Raw genomic sequence first — 15,268 nt, 5'->3', positions numbered from 1 at the left:
AACGCCGCTACTTCTCCGACATCTCCATGCGCAGACTCGTCCACATCCTCACCGAGCACACCGAACCCGCCCGCCCCGAGCTCCACCTCACCGCCTGACCACCACCCCCAGGAAGCAACCGGAGTGACACCACACCACGGGACTTGACCGTTCCCGCTCGAGATGGCGGAAAATCCGAGGATTCCACGGTAGTTGGCAGCCACTCGGGGGGCAGAATTCCACGCGAAATGGCGGATTCCTACTGACGCGCCTGTAGGTCGAGAGCGGTCCGTGACATGTCACTGCTTATCTACCGCGAGCGAGCGGTGACTAAGCAGCAAGCTTGCAGTTGAAGGTGGCACGCGAATTCGCTACGCCCCAGTCGAGCAGTTCCTGATACCAGGGCACCACAGCCAATACCCCGCAGTCGACAGCGGACATGAACCCCGACCACAGGAAGTCTGCTCGAACGTTCACGCCGTGATCTACAAGAACTCGCGCCAGAGCTCGGAAGAGGTCATGGTCCCCGGCAAGCACCGCGACGTCAGTGCCTGCGTGCGACCGATGGCCTTCTATCTCGGCTTCCAGCTGCGCGGCAGTCAGCGTTGTGTCTGACCGCTCTATGACGAGCGTTGAGAGATCCGCCGCCGTCGGCACGATCGAAGCAAGACGGCCGAACGGAAAGTCCCTGAGATTGAGGTTGTAGCCCATTCTTTCGTTCACAATTCGGAGTGGTGCGAGGGCCGCCGCGAGAGAGATTGCAGCGTCGCGAACAGATGCGACGTCGAGAGTTCCTCCCCGACGATCAACGGATCGACCGTAGCTCGCAATCACGCGGTCTAGAACCGCCGGATTCGTGAGCACCACGTCGATCATCGCGTCGTGGTGTTGAGAGGCGACGACGTTGGAGGGATAGCGCGAAGCTGGCTGAGTGAACCTGTCGTAGTCGGCGTCCACTAGGAACCGCACCCCCCGCACACCTCGCTGCTCCGCTTTCACTGCCGCTTCAAGCACCTTTGGCCTGCCACTCCCACCAATCAAGACCACGTCGCCGTCGTTGATGTGCTCCTTGATCATGAAGTGATCGTCGTCTCCTTCAACCACAAGGATCAGGGAACTCGACCCTTGGCGCGCCATCGCCACTGTGCCGAAGATGGTCGTGGGCGTTATGGCCCCCCTCATGCGAAGGGAACCTCCTCCGGCCCGAGCGCAGTCGCCCTGTCCCAATCGTCATTGATCATTTGCGGTGAGTGAGTGGCGACAATGAACCGAAAGTCAGCCAACTCGGCAATCCGTTGCACATCCGGAATAAAGGCCAACTGCCAGACCACGTGCAGTGAGATCTCCGGCTCATCAATCATCACGAGGGCGCCGGCGGGCACGTTGAAGAGGAGATCGAACATGAGGATAATCTCGTGCTGCTCACCCGATGACAGCGAGTCAAGACTGATCGGCCGGTCATCGGACTGGTGCTGAACCGACAGGCCATCCTTCGCTGTGATCGCCAAGCGCTTTCGCAACAGCCGGGAGTTCACAACCTCCTCGAGGAGTTCGACCTTCCGGAGCAACGCCGCAAAGGGAGCGAGCTTCTTCTGAGCATCATCGAGATAGAGATTCAGTAGGCGCAGTTCCCACTCCTCGAGCGACCCATCGGGCAGTTCGAGCTCATCCGAGAGGTCTACTTAGGCGACGCGTCCCAGCCGTCTTCGAAAGTCATTCTGCTCTTCGTAGCGCCGGCGAACCTCGCCGACGTGCGGCACGACGCTTACGCCCGACAGGACTCGCAGCGGAAAGTCTCGGTCCAACTGCTGAGTGATGGTCGAGTGTGCTGTTTGCGCGCTCGCGAGAAGTCCTTGCATCCGCGCGCCGTACTGCACGATCTTGGAGTCGACCCGTCTACGCGCGGGATGCCTCGGGGTCGCAAACCGATTCGTCTGCACCGAAGCAGTCCGAAGCCGTTGCGTCTCAATGAGATAGGTCGGAGTGGCGGCACGCAATCGACGAAACAGTTCTGGAAGCGGCCTGCCCGACTCGGAGCGGGACTGACGTCGATCGACGTCGGCGAACCTATCCTTCAACTCGGATATGTGAACCAGCTCTCCATCCTGGGCGTCCTCCCACAAGCCAGCTTCGTCATACCGTCTCCACGTCGTGTGGGCGTCGAGGTAGGACTCGAACTCGTCTTCCTCGAAGTCCCACGTCGCTGGTTCCTCGTCTGCCTTCTCGATCACAAACTGGAGGCGTCGCGAAATCCACTTTCCGTTGACCGCCACCATGGGCAGATCGATGCCGCGGACCTGGAGGATCGTTCCGTCCGAGTAGTAGAGCGCTGCCGTGTCAAATGGAAGTGCCTGGAGAGTCCCTCCGTCAAACTGCGACAGGGCCCGAATGATCTCCAAGAACTTCGTCTTACCGACGCCGTTGGGCCCCTAGACAATCATGAAATCGTCTTCCGCAGGAAAGGTGATTTCATGGGTGTACTCGCCGAGGACCTGTGTTGCGACAGCGCGAACGAGAGTTAGGCGTTTTCCGGCTCTTCGGAATCAAGGGTGTAGCGAGGGTCTGAAACCTCCGGCCTCGAGCAGGCTCCTGGCTGTGTAGTTCGCGAGGTTGCGGAAGCCGAGCGCGGAGCCGCGGAGATGCTCGAGTCGGCCGTTGATCGCCTCTGTCGGACCGTTGCTCGTGCCGGCGAGGTCGAAGAACACGAGGACGTCCGCGGCGCGCTGCTTCAACGTCCGACCGAGCCGGCGAATCTCGGCCAGCATCGCGGGGACGCCACTGCTGACGGAATCGATCACCGACCGCATCATCTCCTTCGCCTTCTTCTTGTCGGGTTCGCGGTAGGCGGCGACGATGCGCTGGTAGATGCCCCAGGTCGCTTCGACCTCGACGTGCTCCTCGACCGCGAACACCGCGTCCAGCCGTGCAGTCTGCTTCTCGGTGAGGAAGCTCACGCCGGTGTGGAGGGTGCGGCGGACCCCGTAGAGCGGGTCCCCGGCGTGACCGCGGTGCCCGAGAGTGTCCTGCTGAACCCTCTGCCGGGTCCGGTCCAGGGCGTCACCGGCGAGCCGGACGACATGGAACGGATCCATCACCGGGACCGCGTCGGGGAGTTCCTCGGACGCGGCGGTCTTGAACCCACTGAACCCATCCATCGCGACCACTTCGATCTGCTTCGACCACTCCTTGGGCCGGGCGGCGAGCCACTGCTTGAACACCGCCTTCGACCGACCCTCGACCATGTCCAGCAGCCGTGCGGGACCTGTCTTGTTGCGGGCGGGCGTGAGGTCGTCGAACCTGGCCGGATCGTCGATCAGCCGCCGCTTGCCCTCGGCGAGGATCGCGGTGTTCGCGGTGTGCCACAACACCCCCAGGCCTGCCGCGGCGCGGGAGACGGTGAGGTGGTCGACCACGATCGCCTTCAGCGCCCACCCGACCCCGCCGCGGGAGATCTTCGCCCGCGGCGCCGCCGCGTTCGTCGTGTCCTGCCGCCAGGTGCGGCGGCAGTGGCCGCACCGGTAGCGGCGCACCCGCACCAGCAGCGTCGTGGGCCGGTGACCGAACGGCTCGTGCGCGAGCGGACGCGTCACGGTGTCGCGCGGCACGCCCTCGGCGCCACACTTCCGACACCACGGGTCATCGTCAACGACGCGGCACTCGAGTACCGCCCGGTCGGGCTCGATCAACTGGCCGATGGCTTCGAGGCCGAGCTCATCGAGACGGCAGAACGTGGTGAGGTCAGGGGTCGCGAACGTAGGGTGGTGCAAGTCGAGGTCTTCCGGCAGATGGGCAGTGTGAAAACTTCCATCCTGGAAGACCTCGACGTCTATCCGCGAACCAGCCGCCGACCCTCGACTGCACCCTCAACTGCGAAGAGCCCGTTTTCCAGTCACACTGCCACTATGGCAGTGCTCAACCAGATCAGCGACGAAGCGGATCAGTAGTCCGTCACGACCACAAGTTAACGACCGTCCCAGACCGGGCACACCTCTCGCGGGTGGCGACGAACGGCTCGATTTCCGACATCCGCGCATCCGCGCGGGCACGTCTCACGCCAGCACCGCTTTAGGCCGCGTACGGACGTCGCCCATCCAAAGGGCGATCAGCACTGCGGCGACCGACCCGGCGGCCATGATCGCGGCGAGCACGACGATCTGGAATCGACCGGCTTCGAGCGGGGAGATACCGCCGAAGATAGCGCCGACGAAGGCTCCCGGGAGGACGACCAGGCCTGTGGTCTTGGTCTGGTCGATCGAGGGGATGAGCGCGTCGCGCACTGCGCCGCGAGCGAGCGTGATCGTGGACTGACGGGGCTTCGCGCCGAGCGCCAACCACCCCTCGACTTCATCCCAGTGATCATTGACGGATCTCGTGAACGATCTGCCTGTCAAGGTGGCGATGCTCATTGAGTTGCCGATGATGATCGCCCCGATCGCGAGGGCGTACCGCGGGGTGAACTCCAGAGCACCGGTACTGAAGACGATCGTCAGGGCGACGACAACCCCCGCCGCGATCGAGGAGGACATCGTGCCGAAGTCGCGCAACGACCAGCCGATGCGACCCGTCGCCACGATGCTGGCGATGGTGAACATCACGACGAGCGCCACGGCGATCCATTCGGGGCTCGACACGATCCCCGTGAGAATCACGCTGATCACCGCGAGTTGAGCGGCGCCTCGAACGATCGCAACGGCGGGCTCCCAGAGCCGCGGAACACGGAAGAGCGCCAGGACGAGCGTGGCGACCACTGCGAGCACGACCACACCGACGAGAGACGCGGCGAGGTCGTCGGACAGGGTCACAGCCGGAGCCTACCGAAGGCATGAAACGAGCGGTATTCCGCTTAGAGACGGATTAGTCGCACCTTCGTAGCGTGCAGATCGTGACGAACAACACGACGATCGCGCCCGCTGGTTCCGGCCGCTGCGAGATGCTCAGCAAGGTGCCGGAGATCACGCTGTGGTTCTGGATCATCAAGATCCTCTGCACCACGGTCGGTGAGAGCTTCGCGGACTGGATCAACATGACCCTCGGCGTCGGCCTCGAGATGACCGCGGTCCTCTTCACGATCGTCTTCGCAGGCGTCCTCATCTGGCAGCTGTCGCTGCGACGATACGTGCCGGTCGTGTACTGGCTAACCGTGGTGGTGGTCAGCGTGACCGGCACCTTGTACACCGACATCCTGACCGATGTGCTCGGCGTACCTCTCGCAGTCAGCACAGCCGTGTTCGCGGGCGTGCTCGCAGTGGTGTTCGGAGTCTGGTGGGCCAGCCAGCGCACCCTATCCATCCACAGCATCACCAGCACCCCGCGCGAGTTGTTCTATTGGCTCGCGATCCTCGTGACCTTCGCGTTGGGGACCGCCGCCGGCGACTGGATCCTCGAGGTGACCGGCTGGGGTCCGGGTGTGTCGGTGCTGCTTCCCGCGGCGCTCATCATCGCGGTGATCATCGGCTGGCGCCTGGGCGCGAGCGCGACACTGTCGTTCTGGCTCGCCTACATCCTGACCCGCCCGTTGGGCGCGAACCTCGGAGACTGGATGGGCTTCCCGGCTGACCAGCAGGGTCTCGGGCTGGGAGTCGCTGTGACCAGCGTGATCTTCCTCGTCGCGATCATCGCGACTGTGATCTATCTGACGGTATCGCGCGCGGACGCCACCGACCCCGACAAACTGACAAAGCAGCCTTCGTGGGCGCGGAGCCCATGGTCGAGCCCGAAACGGGAACGGGCGATGCTCGGCTACTTCGGTGGAGTCGCTGTGCTCACCGCCGGCCTGCTGATCTGGGCGTCTGCGCAGCCCCACACGACAGCGGTAGCGAGCGAAGAAGGACCCGCGTCGACCGCAACTCTCGCACCCGGCGAGTCGGCGACCGCGGGCTTCCCCGCCGCAGACGTCAGCGAACTTCGGACGATCTCGCAAGACACCCTCGAAAAGGTGAAAGCCGGGGATCAGGCCGGTGCCGTGGCTCGCGTCAAGGACCTCGAATCAGCGTGGGATGCCGCGCAATCGGTGCTGAAACCCTTGAATCCGAACGGGTGGGCTGTGCTCGACGGGATGATCGACGCGGTCCTCACCGAGGTGCGCGCCTCCAGCCCGGACGCGGTAGCGGAGGAGGACGCGCTGTCCACCCTGCTCTCGGCACTCTCGTCGTGACCGAGCCGACCGGCCCTGGCGGACAGCGACCCTCAGGGCTGGTCGGCGGGGCGCAGCAGGATCTCGTTGATGGCGAGGTGGCGCGGCTGAGCCAGAACGAAGCCGATGACCGCGGCGATCTCTTCCGGCTTGACGGTGGCCGCGGAGTATCCCTTCAGAACGGCTTCGCGTGTGGCGTCGTGGGTGATGTGCGAGGGGAGCTCGGTGTCGACGACGCCCGGTTCAATGAGGGTCACGCGCACGTTGGGGAGAAGTTCCTGACGGAGGGACTCTGACCAGCCGTTGAGCCCCCACTTCGTCGCCGCGTAGACGCCGTTGCCTGCGCGGGCGGTGCGCCCGGCGACGGACGACAGGTTGATGACGTCGCCGGGCGCTTCGCGCAGCTGGTCGAGGAACACTTCGGTCGCGGTGATCGCGCCGAGGGGTGGTGTTCTCGTTCATGGGTTGGAAGGCCTTTCGTTGTGGGTGAGAGCGGAGGCGTATTCCTCCGCGGTGATGTGTTCGGCCCACTTGACAGCGGAGTCCTTCTCAGATGGGGGGAGGGTGCTGACGGCGAGGTGTTCCATGAAGCTGTCGTCCGCGGCGCCGCGCCAGTGCCACTCTCCCGGCGGAGTGTGAACGCTCTGGCCTGGGCCCGCGATGATTGTCCGACCATCGCGGGTGTGCACTACGGCGGTTCCCTGCGTGATGTGGAGGGTCTGCCCATGGCGGTGGATGTGCCAGGCGGTGCGCGCGCCGGGGGCGAATCGGACCAGAGCAACTGTCGCGTATCCAGGCGGTTGGGGGCGGGCGATGGTGTCGACCCATACGTCGCCGGTGAATCGATCCGATCGTCCCCGCACCGTCGCGCCCCGAGGATCGATGTGCATCAGTCCGCCGGCTCTGCGAACACACGCTTCGCGACATGCACGGCCGACATCGCCCGAGGCCACCCCGCGTAGAACGCGAGGTGCACGATCGCTTCGACGAGCAGCGAGCTTCGGTGCGATGTCCCCGACGAGCTGCTGTGCTCGCGTCTTCTCGGCCATGACGATTCCCCTTTCCGCAACGTTCTTCCATGGTCACCCCCGCGCGGACCACGAGCCAGGTAATGCTGTCACCCCTCGCGAAGATCATGGATGTTCGTATGCTCGGCTGATGGACAACCGGTCGGAGGTCCGCGACTTCCTGACGACGCGGCGGGGACGTTTGACACCCGAGCAGGCTGGCATCACCCCGTTCGGAGGCGCGCGACGCGTTCCCGGGCTGCGTCGGGAGGAGCTCGCCCTGCTCGCGGACGTAGCGTGGACTACTACGTACGCCTCGAACGCGGAAACCTGACCGGCGTATCCGAGAGCGTGCTGCACTCCCTGGCAGGCGCACTGCGACTCGACGACACCGAGCGTGCTCACCTGTTCGATCTGGCTCGAAACGCGAACAGCGTGAGGCTACGGCCCCGCGCCTCGGTCACGAGCCGGGTGAGGCCCGGCCTGCAGCGTCTTCTCGACTCGATGTCAGGCCCTGCGTACCTCCGCAACGGTCGGCTCGACCTGCTCGCGTTCAACACGCCCGGCCGCGCCCTCTACAGCCCTGTCCTCAGTAGCGCCGCGCAGCCTGCTAACACCGCGCGGTTCACCTTCCTCGACGCGGGATCGCATGACTTCTGGGATGACTGGGCTGCGATGGCCGACGGGCTGGTCGCCACGCTGCGCGCCGAAGCCGGGCGGTACCCGACGGACAAACGACTCACGGACCTTATCGGAGAGCTCGCGACCCGCAGCCCTGATTTCCGGAGCCGCTGGGCATCTCACGAGGTGTATCGGCACTCCACCGGGGCCAAGACCCTTCACCACCCCTTTGTGGGGGAGCTGACATTGACGTTCGAAGCGCTGACCTTCCCCGCCGACGATGGGCTGGCGCTCGTCGCCTACGACGCGGAGCCCGCATCACGATCAGCAGATGCTCTCCGGCTGCTGATGGCTTTGACCTCTGCACCTGTGGGCCTCGACGAGGGCTCCGGGCGGGAAGGTTGACCGCGTCCGGCGTGGCGAAGGAAGCGTGTGTTGTCAGTCGGCGAACTCGTCATCCTTGTCGTCGAGCTGGTCAGCGATGATCGCGGCCAGCTTGACCGCGCCGGCCAACACACCCGCGATGACCACTGCCCCGGCAATGACACCTGCCGCGGTGCTCCACATGCGGAGACCTCCTAATTTCTTCACCCGACCCGCGCCCGCGGAGCGTCCCGGGAAGCCAGCGCCGTCGAGGTCTGTGGACGCACATACATCACAGCGACAAGCACGATCATGATGATCGCGAAGCCGAGGGACACCCACCCCGACCCGACGCCGAGCCCCCCTTCGGCAGATGGCTTGCCGAGCCAGTCCGCGACCGACGCGCCGAGCGGGCGGGTCAACACGTATGCGAACCAGAACGAGAACACGGCCCCCCAACGCCAATACCTGTACCCGACCGCCGGGAGCATGATCGCCGCGGCGAACAGGAAAACAGACGGCAGGTATCCGAGTCCCAGCCCCACTGCAGTGAGGTCGCCCACGGCGGTACCGAGCGCGAAGGTCCCCACGACGGCCGCCCAGTAGTAGAGCTCGCGACGAGTCGTGGTGATTTGGTGGACGGAAAGCGTCCGCTCGGTGCGCCACCAGAGCGCGAACGTTCCCGCAAGCACGACCGCGTACAGTGCAGCCGTGGCGGCGTACGACAAGCCGAGCACCACGTGCATGACGTCGGCGGCCATCGTGCCGAACACTCCCACTGCGGCCACTGCCAGCCAGTACACCGCGGGGACATAGCGGCCTCGCGTCAGCTGCAAGACCAGGGCCAGGGCGAAGAAGACGAAGCCGAGGAAGACCGCGACGACAGGATCCATGATGCGGATGGAGAAATCCGAGAGGGCCTCACCCAGAGCCGTCGAAGCCGCTTTCGTAGCCCAGAAGACGAGTGTCGGCTCCGGCACCCGAGAGACGCTACCGGGCTCGAGGGCGCCGGTCCGGGGACGGTAGGGAGTCATAACGCCGAGCCTTCGACCCTTCGTCTAAGTCACTTCTAAGAAAGTGCCGCTCGGCGACGGGCTGCGACAAGTGACGATCGCGGGGCGCCTCGGACCAGACGCCCCGCGACCGGTGGGGGCGAGATGACGATGGGGTTCGTCGTCTCGATTCAGTTGCCGCTCGACGACGAGGAGGCGTCGTCGTTGGTCTCCGTGTCGGTGTCCGCAGCCCCGCTGTCGTCGGCGGTTTCGGTGTCCGTGTCGGTCGCGCTGCTGTCGTCGGCGGTTTCGGTGTCCGTGTCGGCCGCACCGTTGTCGTCGGCAGTTTCCGTGTCCGCGGTCGAGTTGCCGTCGACGGCCGCGGTGCCTGTGGCCGACGTGGAGCTCGCCGGCGCCGGCGTCGCTGCGTTGGCGGGCAGGGCGAGCGCGACACCACCGATACCGAGGACGAGGGCCGCTGCACCTCCGCCGATACTCGCGATGAGGGTCTTCTTCTGAACAGTCATGTCATGTCTCCATTCCGCGGGCGATTGGTCCCGCATAACCTCACCGTGACGTGCGGCCTCTGATGAGCGTCAAAGAATCAGCCGCCGGCGGTCAGCGTTGAGCAGATCCATAGGCGCTGTGGGACTTCTCAGTGCTGCCTTAGAGCCGACGACGGAGAGTGCATGGATGCCGTCTTCACCACGCCGTTCCGCTGCATGGCTCAGCGTCTCCCTTGCCGCCCTCACCCTGGTAGCCGCTGCGGTCAGTGGTCTGCTCATCGTGGCGTCGCCCACATGGTCGGACGCGGAGGTCGGACTCGTGGGCCTGGTGCACGGGCTGCACAGCACTGCCGGCGACGTCGTCGCCTTGGCGATCAACTCGGTGTTCGGGATCGGTGGAGCGATCCTTGTGTCGCTGATCGTGCTTTCTTGGATCCTGTTGGCCACGCGTTCGTGGCAGGACACGGTGCGCGCGGGCATCGTGCTGGTTGTTCCGTGGGCGTGCGTTGAGGCGCTCAAGCTGGTCGTACGGCGGCCTCGACCAGACCCCGCGATGCTGCAGCCGATGATCGTCGCTGATCCGATGTCGTTCAGTTATCCGAGCGGTCACACAGCCTTCGCGGCCGCGTTGTGCTGTGCTGTGGTTCTCGTCGTGCTGCCCCGACGCGCGCGCGCGTGGAGCGTGCCGTTGGCGGTGCTCGTCGTACTCGTGACGGCGTGGTCGCGTGTCTACCTCGGCGTTCACTACCCGACCGACGTGCTCGCGGCCGCAGTGGTCGTCCCTGTCGTATCGATTGCAACTGCGCGCGCTGCCGCGGCGTGGCCTCTTCTGGCACCGCGGCACGTGACTGCGGTGAACCGGATCAGTTGAGAATGGTGCCCGTCAATCGGGAAAGGGGTTCAGCGAGCGTGTTGATCTGATCGACGAGCGCGCGCTTGTCCGCTGCGGTGAGATCGGTGTAGGGCACGAAGCCCGCACTGAGGGAACCGTGTGTTGCGAGTTCGTTCTCGAGAGACGCGAATCCGGTCTGGATCCGCTCGACAAGTGTGGCCCCCTGCGCGCCGGTTGCCGAGGCGAAGTCCTTTACGAAACTGAACGACATCTTGGCGCCCTCGATGTTCGCGGCGAAGTCGTAGAGGTCGGTGTGCGACCACCAGTCCTCTTCCCCGGTGATCTTCTTGGTTGCGACCTCATCGAGGAGGCTGATCGCTCCATTGGAGATCGCGGCGATGCCCTGACCGTCGAGAGCCGCCTGGAAGTCGTCTGAGTGCACGTAGTCGTACAGTTGGCCGATGTCGGCGAGGAGGCGCTCGCCCAGTTGCGCGCGCTGTTCGGGAGTTGAGGGGCTCCAGTTCTGCCATGCAGGGGTGACCTGATCGGCGTTGAGCGCATCAGCGGCGGGCACCCAGAGGTCCTTCTCGATGCGGTGGAAACCGGTCCACTCAAGATTCTCCGCGACAGCATCGACCTCGCGGTAGTCGATCTTGGGGTCGAGGTCACCGAGTGTGCTCGCGACCGGCTCGATGCGCTCATAGAAGGCGCGCACCTGCGGGAACTGTGCACGCGCGGTGACATCGTCGCCGGCCGCATACGCAGCGGTGAAGGTCTCCGCGGCCGGAAGCAGTTGCTCGACCTGATCCTTCACGAACGCAGCGTACAGATTCACGGCCTGCTGCTTCTGCTGCGCATCTGCACCGGTAACGGCGACCTGATCGCCGGTGACGGTGAACGCAGCACGCCCGATACCTTCGCCGACCATTCCTGGTTTGCACACGGTGAGGTAGTCGCCCGGTTGCGCGATGACGGTAAGCGTGCGAGTCGCACCCGGTGCGATGTTCTCGATCTCACCGACGATACGCAGCCCGTCGGATGCGAGGAGGTAGAACTCGGTGACCTGAGTGCCGGAGTTGTTGACGTTGAATGCGAGAGTCCCGCTGGATGCGCCCGCAGCAGACACGCCACAGGTGTTGTCGTCGGAGGTCACAGTGAGCGCGTCGGCTGTGGTGGCAGCGTCCTTCGCCACACAGCCGGCGAGAGCGACCACCGTGACGGCAAGGGCGGTCACCGCCAGGGGGATGCGAGGGGTCATGATTCTCCGACGAGGTGAGGTACGGGCGAGGGCGAGGCTGCACGGGTGGAGGGTTGGCGGCGAGGCCCGCGCGCGAAAAACGATCCGACGATGGCGATGTATCCGGCCCACGCGATCACCTGCAGCCACGACATGCGCGGCATGAATCCGATCGTCGCCTGAAGGACGGTGGCGAGAGTGCCGCCGGGTGCGATCGAGCCACTCAGATCGAACGCCCAGCCGAGCGGGAACCCGGCCCATCCGATGGCGACGGCACCGGTCGCAGGGTCGATAGGCGCACCCGCGGTGAAGGGGCCGGGGACGACGCCCGCTTCTTGCAGGTCTTTGAACGCGTACGCAAGAACGCCTGCTGCCGCGATCACCAAAATGGCGCCCGTCCACGCGAAGAACAGCCGAAGGTTCACGCGCACAAGCCCGCGAGTGAGCAGCCACCCAGCGATCACCGCGGTGAGGATCCCGAGAATCGCGCCCAGCAGGGCTGCAGGCGCGTTCCCGAACGACTGGACCAATGACCACAACAACAGTGTCGTCTCGATCCCCTCGCGGGCGACCGACAGGAACCCGAGCGCGACCAACGCCCACATGCCGCCGCGAGCGAGCGCCCGGTCCACGTCGCCCTCGAGCGTCGACTTCATGGTCTTCGCGGTGCGCTGCATCCAGAACACCATCCACGTCACCATCGCCACAGCCGCCAGCGATAGCACTCCACCGATGATCTCCTGCGCCTGAAAGGTGAGGGTGTACGCGCCGAAGGTGAGGATTGCACCGATACTCACGGCGAGAGTGACCGCCAGCCCGACGCCAGTCCACAGCCGCGGAAGCACGTCCCGCCGACCCAGACGAGACACGTAAGCGACAAGCATCCCGACCACCAGCGCCGCCTCGAGACCCTCACGCAGGCCGATCAGAAAGGTCGCGAACACGACGGCACACTCCGCAGATGAGGTCAGAGGGGGAAGCACCCGCCGAACGAATCGGCGACGAGGCAGGTAAGGCGAACCTCACCGGGAGGTCACGATATCCCCACTCCCGTCGGCGTGCAAAGCCTCAGTGGGGCATGATTCGTTTCTTAGAGACGTCTCAGAACGGGCCGCGAAGGGTGGTGGTGTGGAGGATGATCATGGCCGATAACCGACCGCGTTTGCTGCTCGCCGAGGACGACCCTCAACTGGGACCCCTCATGGTGAGAGTCCTCGAGGAGGTCTACGACGTGACTCTGTGCGCGGATGGCGCCGAAGCGCTCACGGCGGCGCAGCAGGGCCTCTTCGACGTGCTGATCATCGACCGTCGCTTGCCTAACATCGACGGCGTTTCGATCGTGGAGTCGTTGCGGCGCGGAGGGGCGACGACACCGATGCTGATCCTCACTGCGCTCGGGACGGTGCAGGACAAAGTGCGTGGCCTCGATGCCGGTGCGAACGACTACCTGGTGAAGCCGTTCGAGTTCGAAGAGCTGTTCGCCAGGCTTCGCGCCATCCGCCGCGTCAGTGAGGGTGAGGGCCCGTTCGTGCGCATCGGCACGTGGGAGTTCTACCCCGATTCGCGCGCGGTTTACTCGCCTTACGAGGGACGCACCATCCTCACCGAACGCGAATCCGACCTGTTGCGGCTATTCGCTATGCACCCGCAGAAGACATTCACGCGGAATGAAGTCCTGCAGGCCGTCTTCGAAGCCACCGACACTCCCGGAACTGTCGACACCTACGTGCACTATCTGCGCCGCAAAACCGATCCTGAGATCGTCACGACCGTGCGCGGGCGCGGATACCGGCTGGGGTTGCTGTGAGAAAGGCAGCGCATCGCACCGACGCCGACGCACTGTTGGTGCGACGCACCGCGATCCGAGTCGGGTTGTGGATCACTGTCGCCGTCTCCGTCCTCGTCATCGGCGTGATGGTGGCCGCGATCAGCTTCGTGTTCCACCAGATCCCTCTTACCGCTCTCTTCGACCGGACTCGCCACGAAGAGATGATCGATGTCGGCGGGCTCGACATCATCGTGGGCGGCGTCGCCCTCGGATTTCTCGCCATCATCCTCGCCGGAACACTCGGTCTCCTCGCCACCCGCCGAGCAGTAGCCCCACTCGTCGACGCGCTCGGCCGGCAGCGCCGATTTGTAGCCGATGCCTCCCACGAGCTTCGAACACCACTCGCGATTCTCGACACCCGACTGCAAGTGCTCGAGCGATCGATGCCCGCAGGAGACCCCAATCGAGAACTCGTCGACGAGCTCCGTGGGGACTCACGCAACCTGATCAACGTGGTAAACGATCTGCTCGACTCCATCGATGTCACATCGAGCGGAGTCGTCGCGTCCGAACCAGTCGCCCCCGTCATCGCCGACGCCGCCACCTCGATGCGACTGATGGCGCATGAACGAGGCATCCAGCTCCACGTTGACACCGTTCCCGCCGACCGCAGCGCCGCCATCCCGCCGACGAGTCTTCACCGAGCTCTCGTCGCGCTAATCGACAACGCCGTGAAGCACTCGCCCGACGGGGGAACAGTGCTGGTCACCACCAGCACGAGTCGGACTGACACCTGCATTGCTGTACGCGATCACGGGCCCGGCATTCAGGGGATCGATCCCGAACGCGTCTTCGATCGTTTCGCGCGGTCCTCGCTCGCGGTCGACGGCGGGGGCTCCACGAGTACAGGATTCGGTATCGGACTCAGCCTCGTACAAGACACCGTCGGCCGGTTCGGCGGTACCGTCGAGGTCACCAGCACCTCTGAGGAGGGAACGACGATCACCATGACGCTCCCGCGCGGCCGCCGATAGCTGCCCCATCGGGTCTTCTCATGAAGGCGGTCGGGCCTACGGTCCCGCTCTTCGGTCGCTGCCACGCTCGAGCACGGCCGCGCCGGAAATCGTCGAGAATTCCGACGTCGATTACCCCCGACAGCCTGCAGCCTCTCGCCAATGGCTCGCTACGAACCCGACTCCACCCGGGCTGAGCGGCGGCCCCGGCGCGACCCCAGCACCGCAGTCACCGCCACCGGCGCAACAGTGACGACAACGATGCCGAGCATGATCCACTCAATGTTGGCCGCCACCCATGGAATCGACCCCAACAAGAATCCCGACAAGCCGAGCACACCAGCCCACACGACTCCGCTGACGATGTTCCACCGTGTGAAAGCAGCTCGAGTCATCGCCGACATCCCCGCGGCCGGTGCGACGTACGTACGGACGATCGGAACAAACCGAGCCAGCACAATCGCGAATGCGCCCCACCGCGCGAAGAATCGCTCGGTTTCGACCAGGTAGCGCCGCTTCAGGACACGCGCATCAGAACGAAATAGCTGACGGCCGTACCGACGTCCCAAAGTGAATCCGACCTCACCACCAAGGATCGCCGCTGCGCCCGCTACCCCCGCCACGACGCTCCAATGGACGCCGATCGCCGCGGCGATGATGGCACCCGCGAAGACGAGGCTGTCGCCCGGGAGAAATGGGAACAGTATCCCGTTCTCGACGAAGACGATCAACGCAATGAGCACGAGCGAGAAGAAGCCGAATCCGGCCAGCACATGAAACAGATCCATCTGCGCGAGCTTCCAGCGCGGGCTCTAAG

The 15,268-nt window shown here is 64.8% G+C and carries 18 protein-coding genes; 5 read left to right on the top strand and 13 right to left on the bottom strand.

Going from position 1 to position 15,268, the window contains the following annotated elements; translation table 11 throughout:
• Positions 1-309 precede the first annotated feature (309 nt).
• From J0I43_RS16430 to J0I43_RS16410, 5 genes are all read right to left on the bottom strand, one after another.
• Positions 310-1,161 carry a hypothetical protein gene (locus J0I43_RS16430; protein WP_292866458.1) on the bottom strand — a complete coding sequence of 284 codons (852 nt, stop codon included), beginning with the start codon at positions 1,159-1,161 and terminating at the stop codon, positions 310-312.
• Positions 1,158-1,607, bottom strand: coding sequence for an AAA family ATPase (locus tag J0I43_RS16425; RefSeq protein ID WP_292866468.1), 450 nt, complete (start codon positions 1,605-1,607; stop codon positions 1,158-1,160). Before J0I43_RS16425 ends, J0I43_RS16430 begins: the two co-directional genes overlap by 4 nt.
• 54 nt (positions 1,608-1,661) lie before the next feature.
• On the bottom strand, positions 1,662-2,378 hold the full coding sequence (locus tag J0I43_RS16420) for a hypothetical protein (protein ID WP_292866455.1): 717 nt from the start codon (positions 2,376-2,378) through the stop codon (positions 1,662-1,664).
• Positions 2,379-2,522: 144 nt separating this feature from the next.
• Entirely contained in the window at positions 2,523-3,746 is a 1,224-nt protein-coding gene (locus J0I43_RS16415) for an ISL3 family transposase (protein ID WP_292866451.1), read from the bottom strand.
• A gap of 282 nt (positions 3,747-4,028) precedes the next feature.
• Complete coding sequence (locus tag J0I43_RS16410; RefSeq protein WP_292866448.1) at positions 4,029-4,781, bottom strand: ABC transporter permease; 753 nt, start codon at positions 4,779-4,781, stop codon at positions 4,029-4,031.
• Between the two features lie 80 nt (positions 4,782-4,861).
• Here J0I43_RS16410 and J0I43_RS16405 point away from each other — a divergent pair, with 80 nt between their 5' ends.
• Positions 4,862-6,133: a hypothetical protein gene (locus J0I43_RS16405; protein WP_292866445.1), complete on the top strand. Its 1,272-nt coding sequence runs from the start codon at positions 4,862-4,864 to the stop codon at positions 6,131-6,133.
• 32 nt (positions 6,134-6,165) lie between these two features.
• Here the strand turns inward: J0I43_RS16405 and J0I43_RS16400 are convergent, their stop codons facing one another.
• Positions 6,166-6,546 (bottom strand): SDR family oxidoreductase, encoded by a 381-nt coding sequence (locus J0I43_RS16400; RefSeq protein WP_292866465.1) that lies wholly within the window; start codon positions 6,544-6,546, stop codon positions 6,166-6,168.
• Between the two features lie 24 nt (positions 6,547-6,570).
• Entirely contained in the window at positions 6,571-7,002 is a 432-nt protein-coding gene (locus tag J0I43_RS16395) for a cupin domain-containing protein (protein ID WP_292866462.1), read from the bottom strand.
• Between the two features lie 414 nt (positions 7,003-7,416).
• Between J0I43_RS16395 and J0I43_RS16390 the strand changes: the two genes are divergently transcribed.
• Entirely contained in the window at positions 7,417-8,145 is a 729-nt protein-coding gene (locus tag J0I43_RS16390) for a transcriptional regulator (RefSeq protein ID WP_367267563.1), read from the top strand.
• A 33-nt stretch (positions 8,146-8,178) separates the two neighbouring features.
• On the opposite strand, the gene J0I43_RS16385 is transcribed toward J0I43_RS16390, so the two are convergent.
• The 3 genes from J0I43_RS16385 to J0I43_RS16375 form a co-directional block, all read right to left on the bottom strand.
• Positions 8,179-8,307: a hypothetical protein gene (locus tag J0I43_RS16385; protein WP_292866443.1), complete on the bottom strand. Its 129-nt coding sequence runs from the start codon at positions 8,305-8,307 to the stop codon at positions 8,179-8,181.
• A gap of 20 nt (positions 8,308-8,327) precedes the next feature.
• Positions 8,328-9,083: a hypothetical protein gene (locus J0I43_RS16380; protein WP_292866441.1), complete on the bottom strand. Its 756-nt coding sequence runs from the start codon at positions 9,081-9,083 to the stop codon at positions 8,328-8,330.
• Positions 9,084-9,286: 203 nt separating this feature from the next.
• Positions 9,287-9,622 (bottom strand): hypothetical protein, encoded by a 336-nt coding sequence (locus J0I43_RS16375; RefSeq protein ID WP_215486939.1) that lies wholly within the window; start codon positions 9,620-9,622, stop codon positions 9,287-9,289.
• Positions 9,623-9,920: 298 nt separating this feature from the next.
• On the opposite strand from J0I43_RS16375, the gene J0I43_RS16370 reads away from it, so the two are divergent.
• A complete protein-coding gene (locus J0I43_RS16370; RefSeq protein ID WP_292866438.1) occupies positions 9,921-10,472 on the top strand; it encodes a phosphatase PAP2 family protein in 552 nt (183 codons plus the stop codon).
• Here the strand turns inward: J0I43_RS16370 and efeO are convergent.
• The gene (gene efeO, locus J0I43_RS16365; RefSeq protein WP_292866436.1) at positions 10,465-11,691 is read right to left on the bottom strand and encodes an iron uptake system protein EfeO; all 1,227 of its coding nucleotides are present in this window, start codon (positions 11,689-11,691) and stop codon (positions 10,465-10,467) included. The two genes, J0I43_RS16370 and efeO, sit on opposite strands and share 8 nt — an antisense overlap.
• Complete coding sequence (gene efeU / locus J0I43_RS16360) at positions 11,688-12,614, bottom strand: iron uptake transporter permease EfeU (RefSeq protein ID WP_292866433.1); 927 nt, start codon at positions 12,612-12,614, stop codon at positions 11,688-11,690. Before efeU ends, efeO begins: the two co-directional genes overlap by 4 nt.
• Positions 12,615-12,811: 197 nt before the next feature.
• Here efeU and J0I43_RS16355 point away from each other — a divergent pair, with 197 nt between their 5' ends.
• Together J0I43_RS16355 and J0I43_RS16350 are read left to right on the top strand one after the other, a co-directional pair.
• Positions 12,812-13,477 carry a response regulator transcription factor gene (locus tag J0I43_RS16355; protein WP_215486943.1) on the top strand — a complete coding sequence of 222 codons (666 nt, stop codon included), beginning with the start codon at positions 12,812-12,814 and terminating at the stop codon, positions 13,475-13,477.
• Positions 13,474-14,472: a HAMP domain-containing sensor histidine kinase gene (locus tag J0I43_RS16350; RefSeq protein ID WP_292866431.1), complete on the top strand. Its 999-nt coding sequence runs from the start codon at positions 13,474-13,476 to the stop codon at positions 14,470-14,472. The genes J0I43_RS16355 and J0I43_RS16350 overlap by 4 nt, the downstream gene beginning before the upstream one ends.
• Positions 14,473-14,621: 149 nt before the next feature.
• On the opposite strand, the gene J0I43_RS16345 is transcribed toward J0I43_RS16350, so the two are convergent.
• The gene (locus tag J0I43_RS16345) at positions 14,622-15,239 is read right to left on the bottom strand and encodes a VTT domain-containing protein (RefSeq protein WP_292866429.1); all 618 of its coding nucleotides are present in this window, start codon (positions 15,237-15,239) and stop codon (positions 14,622-14,624) included.
• Positions 15,240-15,268: the final 29 nt, after the last annotated feature.

Source organism: Microbacterium sp., from assembly GCF_017305435.1.
GTDB lineage: Bacteria > Actinomycetota > Actinomycetes > Actinomycetales > Microbacteriaceae > Microbacterium.
This window is presented reverse-complemented; position numbering and strand designations above follow the sequence as displayed.

Excerpts from the sequence above, each read along its gene's own strand:
- J0I43_RS16395 (WP_292866462.1), bottom strand. The coding sequence starts at position 7,002 with ATGCACATCGATCCTCGGGGCGCGACGGTGCGGGGACGATCGGATCGA.
- efeO (WP_292866436.1), bottom strand. The coding sequence starts at position 11,691 with ATGACCCCTCGCATCCCCCTGGCGGTGACCGCCCTTGCCGTCACGGTG.
- J0I43_RS16385 (WP_292866443.1), bottom strand. The coding sequence starts at position 8,307 with ATGTGGAGCACCGCGGCAGGTGTCATTGCCGGGGCAGTGGTCATCGCG.
- J0I43_RS16345 (WP_292866429.1), bottom strand. The coding sequence starts at position 15,239 with ATGGATCTGTTTCATGTGCTGGCCGGATTCGGCTTCTTCTCGCTCGTG.
- J0I43_RS16430 (WP_292866458.1), bottom strand. The coding sequence starts at position 1,161 with ATGAGGGGGGCCATAACGCCCACGACCATCTTCGGCACAGTGGCGATG.
- J0I43_RS16355 (WP_215486943.1), top strand. The coding sequence starts at position 12,812 with ATGGCCGATAACCGACCGCGTTTGCTGCTCGCCGAGGACGACCCTCAA.
- J0I43_RS16375 (WP_215486939.1), bottom strand. The coding sequence starts at position 9,622 with ATGACTGTTCAGAAGAAGACCCTCATCGCGAGTATCGGCGGAGGTGCA.